This window comes from Gardnerella vaginalis (assembly GCF_040427915.1).
GTDB classification, from domain to species: Bacteria; Actinomycetota; Actinomycetes; order Actinomycetales; family Bifidobacteriaceae; genus Bifidobacterium; species Bifidobacterium vaginale_C.
This window is the reverse complement of the sequence record NZ_JBETXJ010000002.1, coordinates 334454-354265: the sequence shown is the minus strand read 5'-3', so window position 1 is coordinate 354265 and position 19812 is coordinate 334454. Positions and strand designations below refer to the sequence as shown.

Sequence of the window (19812 nt, the reverse complement as noted above, 5' to 3'; positions counted from 1 at the left end):
CATATTATTCAGAATATTTTTCGGCATATTATTCAGCATGACGATTAATAAAATCTATGATAACCTGCAGGAGCTTGAGGCAGAACGAACTTCTCGCCACTTGCTCCTGCCGGGCTTTACGCATGAACATCAGCAGTTACTTCGCGATGCGAAAATCTGCATGGTTGGGGCAGGTGGACTTGGTTCGCCGTGCTTGCTTTCGCTTGCTGCCGCAGGAGTTGGTGAAATCACGATTTGCGACGACGATGTTGTAGAGCTTTCTAATTTGCAAAGGCAGACTTTATACACTGTGGATCAGTGTGGCAAGTCGAAAGCGCAACTTGCGGCTAAGCGTCTGCAAGCGTTATCTCCAGGTTTAAAAATCAACCTTGTAGATAGATTTAATGAAGACAACGCAAAGCAGCTCGTAGAAAGTCACGACTTAATAATTGATGGTTGTGATAATTTTGCTACACGCTTTTTGATTGCGGATGCTGCTTGGAGCGCTGGCGCGCCAGAAGTCTATGGCTCAGTTCTTTATTATGAAGGTCAAGTAAGCGTTTTTGTGCCAGGAAAAGGGCCTAGTTTGCGTGACTTGTATGCTTGCCCTCCGCCTAAAGAAAAAGTACCAAAATCGGCTGTATTGGGCGCGACTGCAGCTATTGTTGGCGCAATGATGGCAACTGAAGCAATCAAGATTATAACTGGTATAGGAAAGCCGCTTATTGGAGTTTTGGCGCGATATAACGCCATTGATAATTCGCTTAGACATTTTAGATTTGCGTGATTTTTGCGAAAAGTTGCAAAAGTTGAGTGGAGTAGTATTAAGTTTTTGCGAAACGCGCTCAAAAATGCTTGACTTTAATAACTTGAGTGTGTTAGACTCAAGTTTTGTAAAAAGAAAAAGTGGTTAGTCGCAAGGCTAGCTGCCAGGAATTTGAGTGCATATTAAGGTACATAGATTAAAGATAGCTAGGAGATATTATGGGACGCGCAGTAGGTATTGATTTAGGAACAACGAACTCCTGCATTGCAACACTAGAAGGCGGAAGCCCAACAGTTATTGTTAACGCTGAAGGTGCACGTACAACACCATCCGTGGTGGCATTCAGCAAGTCGGGCGAAATCTTGGTTGGCGAAGTTGCTAAGCGTCAGGCAGTAACAAACGTTGATCGCACGATTAGCTCTGTAAAGCGCCACATGGGCACTGATTGGTCTGTTGAAATTGACGGCAAGAAGTGGACTCCACAAGAGATTTCCGCACAGGTTTTGATGAAGTTGAAGCGCGATGCTGAGGCTTACTTGGGCGAACCAGTAACCGATGCTGTTATCACATGCCCAGCATACTTCAATGATGCTCAGCGTCAGGCAACTAAGGATGCAGGTAAGATTGCAGGCTTGAATGTGCTTCGTATTATTAACGAACCAACTGCTGCAGCTTTGGCTTACGGTCTTGAAAAGGGCAAGGAAGACGAGCGCATTTTGGTATTCGATTTGGGCGGCGGTACTTTCGATGTGTCCTTGCTTGAGATTGGTAAGGATGATGACGGCTTCTCCACAATTCAGGTGCAGGCGACTAACGGCGATAACCACTTGGGTGGCGATGATTGGGATCAGAAGATTATCGACTGGCTTGTTGGCGAAGTTAAGAACAAGTATGGCGTTGATTTGAGCAAGGATAAGATTGCTTTGCAGCGCTTGAAGGAAGCTGCTGAGCAAGCAAAGAAGGAGCTTAGCTCTTCTACTTCTACCTCAATTTCTATGCAGTACTTGGCAATGACTCAAGACGGAACTCCAGTGCATTTGGATGAGACTTTGACTCGTGCTCACTTTGAGGAAATGACATCCGACTTGCTCGGTCGCTGCCGTACGCCATTTAACAACGTGCTTTCCGACGCTGGCATCTCCGTAAGCCAGATTGATCACGTAGTGCTTGTTGGTGGTTCAACTCGTATGCCAGCCGTCAAGGAGCTTGTAAAGGAGCTTACGGGCGGTAAGGAAGCTAACCAGTCTGTGAACCCAGATGAGGTTGTGGCTGTTGGTGCAGCCGTACAGTCGGGCGTTATTAAGGGAGACCGCAAAGACGTTCTGCTTATTGATGTAACTCCACTTTCCTTGGGTATTGAAACCAAGGGTGGAATTATGACAAAGCTTATTGAGCGTAATACTGCAATCCCAACTAAGCGATCCGAAGTGTTCTCTACTGCAGAAGACAATCAGCCATCCGTGTTGATTCAGGTTTACCAGGGTGAACGTGAGTTTGCTCGCGATAACAAGCCTCTCGGTACTTTTGAGTTGACTGGTATTGCTCCAGCCCCTCGTGGTGTTCCTCAGATTGAAGTTACTTTCGATATTGATGCTAACGGCATTGTGCACGTTTCCGCTAAGGATAAGGGCACTGGCAAGGAACAGTCCATGACGATTACGGGCGGTTCTGGTTTGCCAAAGGACGAGATTGACCGCATGGTTAAGGAAGCTGAGGCTCACGAAGCTGAAGATAAGAAGCGTAAGGAAGAAGCGGATACTCGTAACCAGGCAGAATCCTTCGCTTATCAGACTGAGAAGCTTGTGAACGATAATAAGGATAAGCTTTCTGACGAAATCTCCAAGGAAGTTACCGATAAGGTGAATGCTTTGAAGGAAGCTTTGAAGGGCGATGATATTGAGAAGATTAAGTCTGCTCAGAGCGAGCTTATGACTTCTGCTCAAAAGATCGGTCAGCAGCTTTACGCTCAGCAGGGTGCTGCTGGCGCTCAGGCTGGCGCAGGCTCTGCAGGCGCTTCTGCTGATGCAAATGCTGGCGCTGGATCTTCTGCAAAGGATGACGACGTGGTTGACGCCGAAGTGGTGGACGACGACAAGGACGATAAGGACAACAAGTAATGTCCGAGTTTAACGCCAACGACTACTTGAGCGGATTGGAAGATGTGCCTTCGGATGCTGGCGATTCGGCAGAATCGCCAAATCCAGCAGATTCTGCTAGTGCAGCCTCGTCTAATGAGCATGTGAATGCATCGCAAGACGCAGTACAAGACGCAGCACAAGACGCAGCTACTCATGAGGCAAAGCATGCGGCAACGCAAGATGCGGACGCTAATGCAAGTGCCGAACGTGAAGAGTCGCCAGCAACCGACGATGCAGCCAACGCTAGTAAGTCGAAAGAAAATAATGATTCTTCAGACAAGCAAAGCAACGAAAAAGAAGATTCTTTAACGCCTCTTGGCAAAGCCAAAAAAGAGGCAGCGGAGTATTTGGAAGCGTTGCAACGCGAGCGAGCAGAGTTCATAAACTTCCGCAACCGTGCTTCTAAAGAGCAAGATCGGTTCCGTCAACATGGAATTATCGATGTTTTAACAGCTTTGCTACCTGCTTTAGATGATATTGATCGTATTCGTGAACATAGCGATATGGATGATTCATTTAAAGCCGTTGCTGCAAAGTTAGACAAAGCATTTGAGAAATTCGGCGTTGAAAAGTTCGGCGAAAAGGGCGAAGAATTTGACCCTACTAAGCACGATGCGATTCTGCATAAGCCAGATCCAGATGCTACAAAAGACACAGTAGATGTTGTTGTAGAAGCAGGATACAGGATCGGAGATCGAGTGATTCGCGCAGCTAGAGTGGTTGTTGCATCGCCAGCAAACTCGTGAAACACGCTGTGAAACATTCGTATGGTTTGTATGTAACGCATTAAAACGCAGTTACCGACTTGCGAAGAATCCCATAAAAACTTACTCGTGCTGGTTTAAAACGTTTAAAACACTGTTTAAAAACGCAAAACCAACACGAGTAGGTTTGTATTTAAGGTTTATATATAAATGTTATGCCAATGTGCTCGAAACATAAGAAGGAGGCACAAATGGCTGAAAATGAATGGTTAGCCAAAGATTTCTACAAAGTGCTCGGTGTCTCCAAAGATGCCGATGAAGACACAATCACAAAAGCATACAGAAAACTAGCTAGAAAATATCATCCTGATTTAAACAAAACAAAAGAAGCGGAAGAAAAATTCAAAGACGTGTCCGAAGCGTATGACGTGTTGAAAGATAAGCAAACACGTCAGCGTTACGATGCGATACGCCAATTTGGAGCGGGTGGAGCAAGATTCGCTGGAGGTTCTGGAGCAGGCGGATTCGACGCAAGTGGATTCAGTGATATATTCTCATCGATGTTCGGCGGATCGCCAATGGGCGGCGGCTCTCGCGTGCGATTCTCCACAAGCGGAGCTGGACCAGACATGGGAAACATATTCTCCATGTTCACGGGAGGCGCAGGAGCGCAATCTTCGCAAGGATTTGGAGGAAGTGGCTTTAATGGTGGCGCAGAATATGGTCAGTATGGTCAATCTGCTCAACAAAATTCGCCTGAACGCGGTGAAGACATTACAACTTCAATCAAACTAACATTTAAACAAGCATTCAAAGGTGCTACGGTTTCGCTGCGATCGGGCGGAGAGTCGTTTAAAACTCATATTCCAGCAGGAGTAAAAGATGGGCAAAAAATCCGCTTAAAGTCCAAGGGTAAGCCAGGGAAGTTTGGTGGAGAAGCTGGAGATATGTACTTACAGGTGCAGGTAGAAAAAACCGATAATTTTTCTATACGCGGCTGTGATTTAGTGGCAAATCTTCCGCTTACACTAGATGAGGCTGTTCGCGGAGCAAAAGTCACGCTTAAAAACCTAGATGGTAATCCAGTAGTGTTTAAAGTGCCAGCTGGAACATCTAGCGGTAGCGAAGTACGTGTAGAAGGCGAAGGCGTGCCAGGTAAAAATGGAGCCTTTGTAGGAATCGTACAAATACAAATACCAAAGCGATCGGGCATGATGATAAAGCGTGCTGCAAAAGAATTCAACAAGGCATGCGGAGAATCATATGAGCAAGAAGTGCACGATTTGCGAGCATAGCAACAAATCGCTTAACGCATGCGTGTAGAAAGGAAAAGTCATGGTTAGGTTGGAGCGCCAAACTAAAGCATTGTACGAAATGTGTGCAGTGGCGTTAGTGCGTGGAAGCGCAACTCTTGACGGCGCAGATGAAGTCGGCTTTAAAATCGACATGCCGATTTTTACAGTAAGCCACGTAGCCAACCTAACCGACACTCATCCACAAACACTAAGACAGTACGACAGGCTGCGCTTGATTATGCCACAGCGTACAGAAGGTGGAGCTAGAAGATACTCTCTTAGAGACATAGATAGGCTTGTGCAAACACAAAAACTAAGTCAAGAAGATGGAGTAAATCTTGCTGGAATAATGCGTATTTTGGCTTTGCAAGAAGAAAATCGCCAGCTTAAAAGACAAGTAAGACATTTGATTGAAGAAGCCAATTGCGCTGAACGAAATATTTTTACTGCGACTGTAGATGGGAATATTGTAGAAGTTCAAAGGTCACAAAGCGCAAAGGATTGGCGGCGCGATATTCGTGTCCAACAGCGCGCATTGCCATCATCGTATAATAAACATTCTCACTCGCAAAACGATGCTCAATACAACAATTGTGATTATGATGATTTAAACGACGATAAGTCTGTTGTTTTGTGGCGAGCATTCAGAATATAGCAATGTAGCAGTCTAACATTAGTTTAGATATTATTAAATACTAATCAAATGTTTAAATATAAAATGTAAATATAAAATATAAATATTGCATATGTAAAGCAACAAAACAAAAGGGTATTGATGGCAATAAACACAACAGCAGCGCAAAACACCACAAATCACAAGCTTTCCGCAGTCTTTTGGGATATGGACGGCACGTTAATTGATTCGGAACCATATTGGCATGATGCTGAAATCCAAATCGCAAAAGAACATGGTGGCGAATGGAGCGAAGAATTAGCTTGGCAGTATTCTGGTGGATCTTTAAAAGACGTTGCTGAAGCCATGATTGCTCGCGGAACAAAAATGGGCGTTGAAGAAATCGGCAACGCGATGGTGGACTATGTGGCGCAAAAAGAGCAGATAGAGGTTCCATGGGTACCAGACGTTCTGAATCTTTTGCAAAAATTAGCGGATGCAGGAATCCCTTCGATTCTAGTGAGCAATTCACCAAGGCGCCTTGTTGAAAACATTGTGAACCATGCGCCAAAAGGTGCGTTTGCAGGATACATTTGCGGAGACGATGGATATGCTACAAAGCCAAGCTCCGAGCCATATTTAGCAGCAGGGAAACTGCTTGGTATTAGTGCGCAAAACATGAAGTATTGCATCGCTATTGAGGATTCGTTTGCAGGGTTAAAGTCGGCTGCGGCTTCGGGGGCGACGACTCTTGCACAAACAGCGTACTCGAATCTAGACGTAAGTAACGGACCGCAATTCGCTGATATACATGGATACGAAGATGTTACGCCTCAAACGCTTGAGCGCTACATCATTGCGCGAATTGCGCAGTAGCGCGCGAACGGTATTTCTTTGCTTGCTGTTGCGCGAGGTTTGAGTATTTCTCTCCTCGCAAGTCCCGTCGCTACGCTCCTCTTTTATTGCTCGTATAGAAATACATCAAACCTTCTGAATATCTAAAACTTTTGCGTATATCTTAATCACCGAGATTCTCGATTTTTCTTCTTCATTCGATGAATCACCATTTCATGCTGAGGTTCATCTCATTCAGTGCGAAAAATCTCGAATCTCTACCTACTTGGCGCAACCTACGTAATCTTGTAACGCGCGAACCAATCGACGCTTTTTGTACCAAATTCGACCCGATTCACGTACAAACTCGGGGAAATATAGATTAATCGCCGCCAGCAGCGCCTTCTTGAGTCTCTGATCCAGAGTATCCATATTGCGACCCTGCCGAGCCAGATGCTCCAGACGAATCGCGTTCAGACTGACCAGACTCTCCCGAACCAAGCCCAGATCCATAAGATCCTTCGGACGCGCGTGAAGAGTCGCCAGCAGCCGCGCCTGCAGAATCTGAAGGCTTATTTTCTGTCCTATCTACTTTATCCTTATTTTCCTTATAAGGCTCTTTATCGTCAGAAGCTCTATCCGAGTAGTCGTATTCCGAAGTATGCCTATTGCCGCCAAGTCCCCACTTGCCATCTTCACCACCAATTTTGCCGTTATCCTTAGCTTCTGGGAACTTCTCGGTAGGCATTCCAGTAAGCGCGTGACGCATATACTTTGTAAACAAGTGCGCAGAATACCCAACACCGCCTGGATAACCGCGGAAAGACGGAACAGGCTGAGGATTTCCCTGCGCATTCGGATACCATATAGCAAACACGGTTACAACACTAGGAGTAAAACCAACAAAGCTGCATGCAGTCTCATCGTTTGCAGTACCAGACTTTCCAGCTATAGGTTTGCCAACACCCCTAGCTTCCGTAGAAGTACCATATTGCACAACGCCTTGCAGAGCTTTAGTGGTAAGAGCCATGTCTGCTGGAGAAAACACTTGTCGTCCAGATGTTGGAGCTCTATAAAATTCTTTACCATCTGGATTCTTAACGCTAGCAACAATATGAATATCTGGTCTACGTCCCTGACTTGCTATCGTAGAATAGGCTCGCGCAATTTCGCTAACATGCACAGGGTCGTTACCCAACACTGTGAACGGATTTTCGCCATTAATCCTCTTAGGATCCAAGCCAGCCGTAACAGCAGTATGAGCCACAGCCCTACGCCCAAGCTTTTGCTGCAAAGACATAAACGGCGTGTTCACAGAGTTTGCTGTTGCTTTATAAAGGTTGATTGTTCCCCAATTAGTGTTTGCATAGTTGTTAACAGGCTTATCTATGCCTTCAAACTTTAGGTTAGAATTTCCATTAAACAGCGTATTAAGACTTGTTCCAGCTTGAATAGCACCGATTAAAGCGAATGGCTTCATGGTACTTCCAGGCTCATAAAGGGCTTGAGTAGCATTATTAAGCGGTTTAGAAAGATAGTCATCTCCAGCATAAACGGATATGATTGACCCGTCTTTAGGATTTACACTCATTCCACCTACTTGCAACCCAGCTGGAGTGATTCCGCGACCACCCATAGCAGGGCTTGCCACACTAAACATTAAATCCTGCTTAGCTTTGTCGATTGTTGTAACAATACGATATCCGCCAGTATCAAGGTCTTCCTTTGTAAAAGCTCCGCTTTGAGTAAGCTCGCTGCGAACCATGTGAAGCAAATAACCTTGAGGTCCTGAATAAACGTTTTGCTTAGTCTGATTAATGGTTTGTGGCATTTTAGCGCTTTTATATTCTGCGTCAGTAATGTACTTGTCTTTACGCATAATCCTAAGAACGCGCTTGAATCGCATATTCGCTTCTTTAGGCATGATTGCAGGATCCCAGCTGCTTGGTGCAGGGATTATTCCAGCCAGCATTGCTGCTTGAGATAGTGTAAGATCCTTTGCTTCTACACCAAAGTACGCTTTTGCTGCCGCCTGAATTCCATACGCTCCGCGACCAAGATAAATAGTGTTCATATAGTTACATAGCACAGTGTTTTTATCTTGTGTTTGCGCGATTTTTAGAGCTAGAATCGCCTCATGAAGCTTGCCTAAATACGTTTTTGTTTCACCAAGATAGTAGCGTTCTGCATACTGTTGTGTTATTGTGGACCCGCCCCAGCGTCCTTTAGAAGTTACGTTGTGAATTATTGCGCGTCCAATTCCTTTAAAATCAATTCCACCGTCTTTGTAGAACGATCTGTTTTCGCTTGCGACTATCGCGTTGCCAACATATGGTTTTAGCGCAGAGCAACTTATGATTTCTCGATTTTGTTCCGCAAAACTACCGATTTCTGTTTTTCCGTCTGCGTAGTACACCTTGGTTTTGTCTGCCATTGCAATCTTATCTGGCTGCGGAATGTCGGTGTTCACATACATAACCGCAAATACGAGTGTGCCAAGGATTATTGGCGTAAAAATTATGATTAATGCCCAAAATAGGATTGGATGTTTTGTTCGCCACGTGTCGCGGATTCTTTTGTGTCTTCTTCCTTGACGCCTCTGCCTTGTTGCGCTTGGTCTGGCTGTTCCAGTTCTGGCGTTTGCGCGTCGTCTTTCCTCTGCAGAAGTCGCGCTTCTTACAGTGCGTCCTGTATTAGAAGAGTGCGAATTTTGTCCATTACTATTTGCAACCATATAATCCAAGTTAGCGCTTGGCGAGGAATTTTAATCATATGTAATATCATGTGTAATATTTGTAAAAGCTAGTATTATAAAAGTGTGTTAGTGCAGCATGATTATATGCTGTTGTTTTTGGGCAAGGAGTTTATATGAGTATCCGCGTTGCCATTGCCGGTGTTGGCAATTGTGCTTCGTCGTTGGTTCAAGGCGTTGAATACTACAAAAATGCCAATGATGGCGATAAAATTCCAGGATTAATGCATGCTGTTTTTGGGCAATATCGCGTGCGAGATATTGAGTTTGTAGCAGCTTTTGACGTTGACGCTTTAAAAGTGGGTCATGATTTAAGCGAGGCGATTTATGCTTCGCAAAACAACACGATTCGCTTTGCAAACGTGCCTAATCTCGGTGTTAAAGTGCAGCGTGGACCTACTTACGATGGTTTGGGCGACTATTATAAGCAGATGATTGACGAATCCGAAGAAGAACCTGTGGATGTTGCAGCGGTTTTGCGCGATTTGCATGTAGACGTGCTTGTGTCTTACTTGCCAGTAGGCTCCGAGCAGGCAGACAAGGCTTATGCTACGGCGGCTATGGAAGCTGGATGCGCGTTTGTAAATTGCCTTCCTGTTTTTATTGCTTCCGACCCAGTTTGGGCGCAAAAGTTCCGTGACGCAGGCGTTCCGATTATTGGCGACGATATTAAAAGCCAGGTTGGAGCTACGATTACGCACCGCGTTATGGCGCGACTTTTTGAGGACAGAGGAGTGCGTTTGGATCGCACTTACCAGTTGAACGTTGGCGGAAACATGGACTTTATGAACATGTTGCAGCGCTCTAGGCTTGAGTCGAAGAAGATTTCTAAGACGCGCGCGGTTACTTCGATTGTTCCGCACGATATGGATGATCACAACGTGCACATTGGTCCTTCGGATTATGTTGCTTGGCTTGACGATCGCAAGTTTGCGTTTGTGCGCTTAGAGGGCACCACTTTTGGAGATGTTCCGCTTAGCTTGGAGTACAAGCTCGAAGTGTGGGATTCGCCTAATTCTGCAGGTATTGTTATCGACGCTGTGCGCGCAGCGAAGATTGCGCTGGATCGCAAGCTTTCGGGGCCGATTTTGGCTCCTAGCTCCTACTTTATGAAGTCGCCAGCTGTTCAGCATGAAGATAGCGAGGCGCGCGAACTCGTTGAGCGCTATATTGCTGGAGATGTTGAGGCAGATGAGTCGCAGCTTAATGCAGATGTTGAGGCTGCAAAAGAACATGGTAAAAGCGTGTGGCGCGCCTAGCAATGCGTCTAATGGTGCGGAAGCTTGCGACTTGCGCTCGACTTGTAGCCAAAATCGTGTATTATAGGTAGAGCCTCCGCGTGGCACTACGTCACCCAATCCCCCCAGGGCAGGAATGCAGCAAGGGTAAGTGGCCTCTGGTGGGTGCGCGGGGGTTTTCTGTAATATCTTTGAAAAATCTTCCGCTTTTTGTACGTGATTTAGGTCAAATTTGGTACAAAACCCGTCACATCGTTCGCGCGGTCTAAGCGCGCGAACGTCTTCGCTTGCGTTGAAAGCACACTGTGCTTTCAACCTTAAGCAAGCTCAGCGCTCCGAATTGCCTTCTCGCGCTACGCTCTAAGCTCGAAGGCAGGTCGTCGCGCATGGAGTGTTGTTTGATAAAATGCTTGGTATGAGTCTATTTGAAGGCAGCAAGATTAGCGATGGCAGCGACGACAGTGATAATAGCCAAATTAGCGGCATTGGTGAAAATATCAAAAATAGTCAAAATTCTCAAAGCAGCGAGGCTAATCAAGATATTTCTAAGCTAGATCCGCTGATGAATCGTCCTAGAATATCAACAATAGCTTTGTGTGCGCTGTGTGCTGTTCTTTTTGCATATTTTGCATCAATCATGTGGATTCTAGCCGTTAGAACCGCAATAGGTCAGTCGTATGAAGAAATGGTGATTAGTACTTTTGGATATAGTGCCATTCCGTCGTGGCTGTCTGTTGTACTAACTCCGCTTAGAAGTTCCATACTCGTTATAGTCTTATCTGCCTTGATTTGCGCTGCGGCAGTAATAATATCAATCATAAGAAAACGCTGGTGGCTGATTGCGCAATGCGCTGTAATACTAGTTTTATCTCTAGCTGCAGAGCCTCTAAAACGTGTGCTTCCGCGTCCGATCCTAGTAAATGTAGCAACGCTTGCAAAAAATTCCGCTCCGTCTGGTCACATGCTGCTAATGGCGGCTGCGTGCGCGCTGCTTGTTTGCGCTGTAAGTCGCGCTTTTAGAGCATGGGTTGCATTTGGCTCAGCAATAATCACATTTCTGCTTGCCATAGCTCTTTTGGGAGGCAGATGGCACAGGCCGGCAGACGTTATGATATCCGTGCTCATAGTTGGTGCTGTAACGTCAACAGTGTTGATTTTTACAAGATCATCTGGAATGGACGTGCCAGGTTCAAGAAGATCATCTATAAGCGTGCAAATCGTTGGAAGCGCAATGATCACAATGGGAATAATCTGCCTAACTTACTGTTCGTACATGATTTACCAGATTATGCCAGGAATAGATTTAGGTGCAAAATGGGCTATAGGAGTAGCGCACTCTTCCTCATATTGGGCTGTAGCAGGAGTGTGTAGCTTGACTTTCGGCGTTTTGATGGTTCTTAGACAATCCAGTGCAGCTCCTTTAAGTAGGCTCGGATTAGTTGGTGCTCCGCCTACTCCTCCTTCAAAAAGCGAAGTTCCAAAACGTCAAGATGAGGACGATTTATTGTTAAGATTATCGTCTAATTGAATAAAAAATAAGTAAAGTGGTATATATAGGAGTATATGCTGATATTTCGCAAAGTTTGATTTTGTTGATTTTGTTGAATATGAAACGCGTATTGCGTTAGAGTTTGCGTGGATTGAGTAGTAAAAGCGCGGAATATGCATACAAAATGCATCTGTACGAAAGGAGAGCGTATGACAGAGCAGAACAAGCTTGTCATTGTGGAGTCTCCCACTAAAGCGCGTAAAATAGGCGGATATCTTGGAAACGGATACACTGTTATGGCATCCGTTGGCCACATTCGTGATTTAGCACAGCCAAGTCAGGTGCCAGCTGCTAAAAAGGCAGAATTTGGCAAGTTTGGCGTAGATGTAAACAATGGTTTTGAGCCATACTATGTTGTTGGCGCGGATAAAAAGAAAACAGTTTCGGATTTAAAGGCTGCGCTCGCAAAGTCGGGCGAATTGTTCCTCGCAACTGATGAGGACCGCGAAGGAGAAGCGATTGCGTGGCATCTTGTGCAAGCACTTAAGCCAAAAGTGCCAGTAAAGCGCATGGTGTTTCACGAGATTACAAAAGATGCGATTCAAGCTTCGCTTGCTAACACGCGAAACGTTGATGACCATATGGTTGATGCTCAAGAAACACGCCGCGTGTTGGATAGATTGTACGGCTACGAGCTTTCGCCAGTTTTGTGGCGTAAAGTTGGGCCGGGTCTTTCTGCTGGGCGAGTGCAATCTGTTGCAACGCGTTTGATTGTTGAGCGCGAGCGCGAGCGGATGTCGTTTAAAAAGGCGAGCTATTGGGATGTTTGCGCGGATTTGAGCGCAAATGGCGTTGATTTTCAGGCGCGAATGACGGCTCTAAATGGAGAGCGTTTGGCTGCTTCTAAAGATTTTAATTCGCTTGGCGAGCTTCAAAAAACTAAGGGCGAATCTGCTTTAGCGCACTATTTGAATGAGGCAGATGCTTGTGCGATTGCACAGAGTCTTGGCGCGGCTGATTTTGTTGTGAGCTCAATGGACACTAAGCCGTATCGCCGCCGCCCATTGCCTCCGTTTACAACTTCTACTCTTCAACAAACTGCTGGAAACCGCTTGTCGATGAGCTCTCGCCAAACTATGCGCGCGGCTCAATCTTTGTACGAGAACGGTTACATAACCTACATGCGTACTGATTCTGTAACACTTTCTAAAGAAGCGATTTTTGCGGCGCGAGATTGCGTTAAGTCTAGTTTTGGAGACGAGTATTTAGCGGATTCTCCAAAACAGTATGCTACGACTTCTGCAGGCGCTCAGGAAGCGCACGAGTGTATTCGTCCTGCTGGATCTACGTTTAGAAATCCTGCGGATTTGGCTGGCGCTCTCCCTGCCGATCAGCTTAAACTTTACACGCTTATTTGGCAGCGCACTCTTGCATCTCAAATGGCGGATGCTACTGGTTTTACAGCTACAGTTAAGCTAGATGCTTCGGCTGGCAGCTTTGGAACTGCTAATTTCCAAGCTTCTGGAACCGTGATTGAGTTTGCTGGATTTATGAAGGTGTTTGGCGGATTTAGCGAGGACGAGCAGTCTAAGGCTTTGCCGCCTATGGCTAATGGCGATGTTCTTAAAGCTTTGCAAGTTAGCGCGGATGGTCATGAAACTCAGCCGCCAGCTCGCTACACGGAAGCGTCTTTAGTTAAAACGCTGGAAGCTAAGGAGATTGGTAGGCCGTCTACTTACGCTAGCATTATTTCCACGATTATTGACCGCGGATACGTGTATGAGCGTGGGCGCGCGTTGATTCCAAGCTGGCTTGCTTTTGCTGTTATTAAGCTTTTGGAATCTAATTTCCCAACTTACGTTGACTATGCGTTTACGGCGGACATGGAAAATGGTTTGGACCGCATCGCACATGGCGAGGAAGCTGGTAAAGATTGGCTTTACAAGTTTTACTTTGGAGATAACGGGGCGGTTGCTGGCGACTTTGCAATGCATGAAGGTTTGCAAAAACAAGTTGATCAGCTTGGCGAGATTGACGCTCGAGAAATCAACACGATTGATATTGGCGGCGGATTGCACGTGCGCGTAGGAAGATACGGCCCGTATTTGGAAGATACGAAGAATCTAGACGAAGAGGGCAATGCGCGCAGAGCTTCGATTCCAAGCACTTTGGCTCCAGACGAGTTGACTGAGCAAGTTGCACGAGATTTGATTGAGAACAACTCTGACGGTCCGCGCGTTTTGGGTACGGATCCGCAAACTGGAGGCAGTGTAGAAGTTAGGAACGGGCGTTTTGGAGCGTACGTTGCTCTTGTTGAAGCCTCGGATGAGGATGGGTCGCAAGCAGCCGACGATTCTGCTAAAACTGGCGCAAAGTCTTCTGCAAAATCTAAAAAGTCTGCTAAAGCTAAGCCAAAAATGGCGTCTTTGTTTAAAACAATGGACCCTGCAACAATAACTTTGCAAGATGCTTTGCGACTTTTGAATTTGCCTCGATTGGTTGGCATTGTGGAAGAAGTTGATGAGCAAGGCGAAGTAAAGCGCGCGAAGATTGAGGCGAATAATGGTCGATATGGACCTTATTTGACTAAGACTTACGAGCGCGCGGATGCTGGCGATTCGGCTGTGGATGCCAAGCCAGACAATCGTTCGCTTGCAAGCGAAGACGCGATTTTTAGTGTGACTTTAGACGAAGCCAAGGAGCTTTTTGCTCAACCGAAGTATGCAAAGCGCACTCGCGGAGCCGCAAAACCGCCGCTTAGGGAGCTTGGAGAAGATCCAGAAAGCGGCAAAGCAGTGGTAATTAAAGACGGCTTCTACGGAGCTTATATTACAGACGGCGTTACGAATCGCACGCTTCCAAAGCAGTACACGCCTGAGTCGATTGAGCCGCAAGTGGCGTTTGAGCTTTTGGCGCAAAAGCGTGCGGCAGGGCCTGTAAAGCGCAAGAGAACTGCTGCAAAGAAGACGGCAACAAAGAAGACGGCCGCTAAGAAAACGGCCGCTAAAAAGCCTGCTGCAAAAAAGAGCACAGCAAAAAAGTCCACGTCTAAAGGCGAGTAAACCTGGTAGAGGTATGTAAAAATGGCTATAGGTCTTAAAAACAGCGGGCTTAGCGGTTTAAACAAAGGTCTTAAGGGTCTTTTTATATCTTTTGAAGGTATAGACGGCGTTGGGAAAACCACGCAAGTTGAGGCTTTGCGTGATTTTTTGCAAGCACGCGGACTTGAGGTTGTTGTTACGAGAGAGCCTGGCGGAACACCGTTGGGCGAACAGTTGCGCAACATTCTTCTACACGGCGGAGCGATTTCTGCGCGCACCGAGGCGCTTCTGTTTGCTGCGGATCGCGCTCAACATGCTGCGCAAATCATCATCCCAGCCTTGCGGCGCGGTGCGGTGGTTATAACGGACCGTTACATTGACTCATCGCTAGCGTATCAGTCTGGGGGGCGTGAACTCACTATGCAAGACGTGCGCGATTTAAGCGAGTGGGCGTCTAATTGCCTTTGGCCAAATCGCACGTATTTGCTAGATATGAGCGAGAAAGATGCTGCTGTGCGATTGCACGGGCAAGCGGATCGCATGGAAAGTGCAGGGCTTGATTTTGCGCGCCGCACGCGTGAAGCGTTCTTAGATCTTGCTAAACAAAATGCGCAAAGATTTTGCGTTTTAGACGCCACTTTGCCAGCTTGCGACTTATCTAAGTTGATTGCTAAAGACATGTGCAAGTTGATGGATAATGCTGGAATATGTGACAAAAAATCGCCAGAAGCCCCAGAATCGCCAGAAAATTAAGGACTTTAGCAATGGACGTTTGGGAATCGGTAGTTGGTCAAGCGCAAGTTGTTGAACGCCTTAAAAAAGTAGCGCAAGGCGATTCAAGCAAAATTGCGCAATCATGGCTTATTTGCGGATCTGCTGGATTCGGGTGTGCAAAAGTGGCAAGAGCGTTTGCAGCGGCATTGCAATCGAGCGCAAAAGTCGCAAGCAACCGCGCCGCCGAAAACTCCGCCACTCAAATAAACACAGATAAAATCGCAAGTGAAGTATTAGCTGGAACAAGCCCAGACGTAAACATTTTAAGCACAAATAAAGTCACAACTAGCATTGACGAAGTGCGAGAACTCGTATCAATATCCGAGCAAATGCCAAGTGTTGCACCATGGCGAATCATAATAATCGAAGACGTTGGGCGCATGCTTGAGCGCACAACAAACGTTTTGCTAAAAGAAATCGAAGAGCCAGCACCTCGCACAATATGGATTCTTTGCGCGGCAAGCGCGGCAGATGTTTTGCCAACAATTCGTTCTAGGTCTCAAATAGTGAATTTGGCTCAACCAAGCGACCAAGATGTGCAAGAATACGTGCAACAAAGCGCACACATTGATGCAAAAACGGCGGCAAGCGTGGCTCGCATAGCTCAAGGAAACGTTGATTTAGCAATGCTCTACGCTACAAGCGAGAGTGCTAGAAGCAGAAGAGAAGAGCTTGTTGCAGGCGTTTTGCGTCTTAGCAGCGCAATAGATGCTATTATGCTTGCACAAACGCTAATCGAAGATGCTAAAAGCCAGGCAGAATACGAAGTGCAAAAGTCTGTTGAAGCTGAGCAAAGCGAGTTTTTGCGCATAAATGGTATTAAGCCAACAGATAAAATCCCACCTAAAATTCGTAGCGCATACAATGCGATTGGCAAAAAAGACGATGTTAAGCGCAAAGTTACTCGCGTAAGCAGAGACGTTTTAAACCGCGCAATAGATGCGATTTGCAGCGTGTACAGAGATGTGCTTGTTGTGCTAAACAATGCGCAATTACAAACGCCACTTGTGAATCAAGAATTTAAAGCAGAAATTATGCAGCTTTCTAAAAAAAATACAGCAGAGCGCGCGCTTAAATGCCTGGACGCGCTTGCGGTTGCTAAAAAGCGGCTTGCTGGCAATGGAAACGCAACGCTTGTTTTTGAAGCGCTTTTCTGCGCGCTTTGACTGCGCGCTTAGAGTGTTCTCACGTCTTTTCTTGGTGTTGTGCGAGGGCTGGGTGTTTCTTGTCTCACAACGCTCCGCCTATTATGTGTAGTCCGTTGTTGCGGTTGTTCCGTTTTGGCTTTGATTTTGTTTTTTGGGTTGAGGTTTGTTTGTAGGGTGAGTCATTGGATTATTTGGTATCGGCTGCCGCTCTTATATTGTTCGACCAAGAATCACCCAGCCCTCTTACGTGATTGAACAATTGCGTGGCTTTCACCGCCGAGATTCTCGATTTTTCTTGCTACTTCAGCGAATCACCATTTCATGCTGAGGTTCGCTTCATCCGCTGCGAAATATCTCGAATCTCTACTGCACTTAGTGTAAAAACTTCCGCACTTTGTACCTGTTTTAGGTCAAATTTGGTACAAAATGCGGAAGTTTTTCTGCGAGCTTTTTAATTTTGTGCATTTGTGTAAAAATGAATTATTTCGCGTAGTCACAGCGGTAGTAGATACTTAAATTATGAATATTTCTACAGATTTCACCACTATTCCAGACAACTTTGCAAAAGCTGCGCCGGAAGAAAATAAGATTAACGGCATTCCAGTCGTGTCTTTTCCATTTTATGTAGACAAGTTGCCGGATTTTGTGCACTACTTGCATTGGAGATTCGTAGACGACGACGCTATACCAGTGTGCGGATTCCAGTGGATTCATTGGGTTGTGGCAAATGTTCCAGTAGAAGCGCTTATGTTTGACTTTAACGACTCTCGCGCTTTGCAAATTCCGCAAGACTTTTCGCGCACAATGCCGACCATGATTCCAGAAGTTGTACAAGGGCGAAACTCGCAAGCTAGCCGATTTGTGGGGTGTACGGATCCTTCTATTACTATGCGCTACAACGGCCCGCAGCCTCCAGACAAAGATCACGACTACATGCTAGAAGTGTTCGGAACGCAAAAACCTCTTCCAAATCTTAAAGAGGGCTTTTATCTTAACGAAATGATGAATGAAATCAGGCATTACGATTCGTATGTAGACGTTAACGGATTATATTTGCGAGGAAAAGCTTAGAGTTTAGGATTTTAGGCTTTTGGCTTTAGGCTTTATATGACTTCGTGCTGATTAGTCGCAAGCAGCTTACGACTATATATGCGTGCGTAAAATAGTCAAAAATAAGCAAAACTAATCTAAACAAACAAAATAATAAAAAATAATCAAAAAATAATCAAAAATTAGAAAAATGAGGATGCAAATATGGCATGCACAACAATTTTAGTAGGGCGCAAAGCGAGCTACGACGGATCAACACTTATTGCTCGCAACGAAGACTCAGCAAATGGCGAGTTTAACCCAAAGCGTTTAGTAGTAGTAAAGCCGGAAGATCAGCCTCGCGTTTACAAGTCCGTGCTTAGCCACGTAACAGTTGAGTTGCCAGATAATCCAATGCAATACACAAGCGTGCCAAACGCAGACTTGCGCGAAGGAATTTGGGGAGAAGCTGGCGTTAACGAAGCAAACGTGGCAATGAGCGCAACTGAAACACTTACATCCAACGAGCGCGTGCTGGGTGCCGACCCAATGGTGGAGCTTAAAAAAGCGCAAGGCAAGGAAGGTGACGCTGATTATAAGCCAGAAGTGCCAGGCGGAATCGGCGAAGAAGACTTCTTAACGCTTGTTTTGCCTTATATTCGTAGCGCTCGCGAAGGCGTGGAGCGTTTGGGCGCGTTGCTAGAAAAGTACGGCACATACGAGATGAACGGCGTTGCGTTCTCGGATGTAAACGAGATTTGGTGGATGGAAACTGTTGGCGGACACCACTGGATTGCTAAGCGCGTGCCAGACGAGGCGTATGTTGTTATGCCAAACCAGCTTGGAATTGACGAGTTTGATTTGGAAGACGCTTTGGGAGACCAAGAAGAGCATATGTGCTCGGCTGATTTGCTTGAGTTTATTGAAGAAAACCACTTGGATTTGTCGGTAGAAAACGCTTCTCCGTTTAACCCTCGCGATGCTTTCGGATCTCATTCGGATGCCGACCACGTGTACAACACTCCTCGCGCATGGTTTATGGAGCGTTTCTTGAATCCTTATGACGAAGTGTGGGATGGTAAGGACGCTGACCATAAGCCGGACAGCAACGATATTCCTTGGGCTCGCCAGCCTGAACGCAAAGTCACAGTTGAGGATATTAAGTATGTTTTAAGCTCGCACTATCAGGGCACTGAGTATGATCCTTACGGCAAGCTTGGCGACGAGCATACTCGTCATCTTTTCCGCCCAATCGGCATCAATCGTCAAAGCGAGCTTGCTGTAATGCAAATCCGCCCTTACGTGCCAGAACCAATGCGCGCAATTCAGTGGATTACTTACGGTTCCAATCCTTTCAACTCTTTGATTCCGTTCTATCCGAACGTAAATCGCACTCCAAAGTATTTGGAAGATACGACTACTCGCGTAACAAGCGAAAACTTCTATTGGGAGAATCGCATTATTGCAGCTCTTGCGGATGCTGCTTTTAACGACACTGCAAACGCGATCGAGCGCTATCAGGAAGTTGTCGGCTCCCTTGGTCACGCAATGGTCAAGTCTACGGATGCCACCGTGGCAGATCTTCTTGGTGTTAATTTGAGAGATTACGAGCCAGAGCGTGAAGGTGATGAAGGCGAAGATTACGATGATTTAGTTCGCGATCCTGAAGCTATTATTTCAGAGCTTCGTAACGACAAAGTGCGTGAAGCTTTGGCTGAAGCAAACGACGATATGGCTGCGAAGTTGAAGAAAGAAACCGATTCTTTGCTTGACACAGTGCTGTACATAACTAGCATGCGTATGAAGAATGGTTTTAATCGCTCCGATCACTGATCGCAAGTCGTTATAGACATTAGTGATAACGCGCATAGTTTTAATGTAATATTGCTATACCACGCCCATGCAATCGTATAGTATAAAAATTGTTCATTTACATTAGCTATGCGCGTTTATTATTGAGCGTTTATTGGGCATCTGTTATTGAACGTTTGTTATTGAACACTATTGGGCAT

Annotated in this window: 14 protein-coding genes and 1 other RNA gene; 14 read left to right on the top strand and 1 reads right to left on the bottom strand. The window is 45.9% G+C overall.

What is annotated here, in order from left to right:
• Positions 1–37: 37 nt before the first annotated feature.
• The 6 genes from ABVC65_RS01440 (at position 38) to ABVC65_RS01415 (ending at position 6371) form a co-directional block, all read left to right on the top strand.
• A complete protein-coding gene (locus ABVC65_RS01440; protein ID WP_353582429.1) occupies positions 38–766 on the top strand; it encodes a HesA/MoeB/ThiF family protein in 729 nt (242 codons plus the stop codon).
• A gap of 197 nt (positions 767–963) precedes the next feature.
• Complete coding sequence (gene dnaK / locus ABVC65_RS01435) at positions 964–2862, top strand: molecular chaperone DnaK (RefSeq protein WP_004123135.1); 1899 nt, start codon at positions 964–966, stop codon at positions 2860–2862.
• On the top strand, positions 2862–3629 hold the full coding sequence (gene grpE, locus ABVC65_RS01430) for a nucleotide exchange factor GrpE (protein ID WP_353582428.1): 768 nt from the start codon (positions 2862–2864) through the stop codon (positions 3627–3629). Before dnaK ends, grpE begins: the two co-directional genes overlap by 1 nt.
• 209 nt (positions 3630–3838) lie before the next feature.
• Entirely contained in the window at positions 3839–4882 is a 1044-nt protein-coding gene (locus ABVC65_RS01425; RefSeq protein WP_353582427.1) for a J domain-containing protein, read from the top strand.
• Positions 4883–4922: 40 nt separating this feature from the next.
• The gene (locus tag ABVC65_RS01420; protein WP_004112824.1) at positions 4923–5537 is read left to right on the top strand and encodes a heat shock protein transcriptional repressor HspR; all 615 of its coding nucleotides are present in this window, start codon (positions 4923–4925) and stop codon (positions 5535–5537) included.
• 120 nt (positions 5538–5657) lie between these two features.
• Entirely contained in the window at positions 5658–6371 is a 714-nt protein-coding gene (locus ABVC65_RS01415) for an HAD family hydrolase (RefSeq protein ID WP_353582426.1), read from the top strand.
• 340 nt (positions 6372–6711) lie between these two features.
• Here ABVC65_RS01415 and ABVC65_RS01410 read toward each other — a convergent pair whose 3' ends face one another.
• On the bottom strand, positions 6712–9063 hold the full coding sequence (locus ABVC65_RS01410) for a transglycosylase domain-containing protein (RefSeq protein ID WP_353582425.1): 2352 nt from the start codon (positions 9061–9063) through the stop codon (positions 6712–6714).
• 134 nt (positions 9064–9197) lie between these two features.
• Between ABVC65_RS01410 and ABVC65_RS01405 the strand changes: the two genes are divergently transcribed.
• From ABVC65_RS01405 to ABVC65_RS01370, 8 genes are all read left to right on the top strand, one after another.
• A complete protein-coding gene (locus tag ABVC65_RS01405; RefSeq protein ID WP_353582424.1) occupies positions 9198–10340 on the top strand; it encodes an inositol-3-phosphate synthase in 1143 nt (380 codons plus the stop codon).
• A 67-nt stretch (positions 10341–10407) separates the two neighbouring features.
• An RNA gene (gene ffs, locus ABVC65_RS01400) (signal recognition particle sRNA small type) lies at positions 10408–10504 on the top strand.
• 221 nt (positions 10505–10725) lie between these two features.
• Positions 10726–11847, top strand: coding sequence for a PAP2 family protein (locus ABVC65_RS01395; protein ID WP_435528269.1), 1122 nt, complete (start codon positions 10726–10728; stop codon positions 11845–11847).
• Between the two features lie 170 nt (positions 11848–12017).
• Positions 12018–14870, top strand: coding sequence for a type I DNA topoisomerase (gene topA / locus ABVC65_RS01390; RefSeq protein ID WP_353582422.1), 2853 nt, complete (start codon positions 12018–12020; stop codon positions 14868–14870).
• Between the two features lie 21 nt (positions 14871–14891).
• Positions 14892–15602 carry a dTMP kinase gene (gene tmk, locus ABVC65_RS01385; protein WP_353582421.1) on the top strand — a complete coding sequence of 237 codons (711 nt, stop codon included), beginning with the start codon at positions 14892–14894 and terminating at the stop codon, positions 15600–15602.
• Positions 15603–15613: 11 nt separating this feature from the next.
• Entirely contained in the window at positions 15614–16789 is a 1176-nt protein-coding gene (locus tag ABVC65_RS01380; protein WP_353582420.1) for a DNA polymerase III subunit delta', read from the top strand.
• Between the two features lie 501 nt (positions 16790–17290).
• Complete coding sequence (locus ABVC65_RS01375; protein WP_353582419.1) at positions 17291–17842, top strand: YbhB/YbcL family Raf kinase inhibitor-like protein; 552 nt, start codon at positions 17291–17293, stop codon at positions 17840–17842.
• A 183-nt stretch (positions 17843–18025) separates the two neighbouring features.
• Complete coding sequence (locus tag ABVC65_RS01370; protein WP_019261351.1) at positions 18026–19633, top strand: C69 family dipeptidase; 1608 nt, start codon at positions 18026–18028, stop codon at positions 19631–19633.
• Positions 19634–19812: the final 179 nt, after the last annotated feature.

Bases quoted from the DNA above. Each gene is read 5' to 3' on its own strand.
- ABVC65_RS01440 (WP_353582429.1), top strand. From the start codon at position 38: ATGACGATTAATAAAATCTATGATAACCTGCAGGAGCTTGAGGCAGAA.
- ABVC65_RS01415 (WP_353582426.1), top strand. From the start codon at position 5,658: ATGGCAATAAACACAACAGCAGCGCAAAACACCACAAATCACAAGCTT.
- ABVC65_RS01375 (WP_353582419.1), top strand. From the start codon at position 17,291: ATGAATATTTCTACAGATTTCACCACTATTCCAGACAACTTTGCAAAA.
- topA (WP_353582422.1), top strand. From the start codon at position 12,018: ATGACAGAGCAGAACAAGCTTGTCATTGTGGAGTCTCCCACTAAAGCG.
- ABVC65_RS01405 (WP_353582424.1), top strand. From the start codon at position 9,198: ATGAGTATCCGCGTTGCCATTGCCGGTGTTGGCAATTGTGCTTCGTCG.
- grpE (WP_353582428.1), top strand. From the start codon at position 2,862: ATGTCCGAGTTTAACGCCAACGACTACTTGAGCGGATTGGAAGATGTG.
- tmk (WP_353582421.1), top strand. From the start codon at position 14,892: ATGGCTATAGGTCTTAAAAACAGCGGGCTTAGCGGTTTAAACAAAGGT.
- ABVC65_RS01410 (WP_353582425.1), bottom strand. From the start codon at position 9,063: ATGGTTGCAAATAGTAATGGACAAAATTCGCACTCTTCTAATACAGGA.
- ABVC65_RS01380 (WP_353582420.1), top strand. From the start codon at position 15,614: ATGGACGTTTGGGAATCGGTAGTTGGTCAAGCGCAAGTTGTTGAACGC.
- ABVC65_RS01370 (WP_019261351.1), top strand. From the start codon at position 18,026: ATGGCATGCACAACAATTTTAGTAGGGCGCAAAGCGAGCTACGACGGA.
- ABVC65_RS01420 (WP_004112824.1), top strand. From the start codon at position 4,923: ATGGTTAGGTTGGAGCGCCAAACTAAAGCATTGTACGAAATGTGTGCA.
- ABVC65_RS01395 (WP_435528269.1), top strand. From the start codon at position 10,726: ATGCTTGGTATGAGTCTATTTGAAGGCAGCAAGATTAGCGATGGCAGC.
- ABVC65_RS01425 (WP_353582427.1), top strand. From the start codon at position 3,839: ATGGCTGAAAATGAATGGTTAGCCAAAGATTTCTACAAAGTGCTCGGT.
- dnaK (WP_004123135.1), top strand. From the start codon at position 964: ATGGGACGCGCAGTAGGTATTGATTTAGGAACAACGAACTCCTGCATT.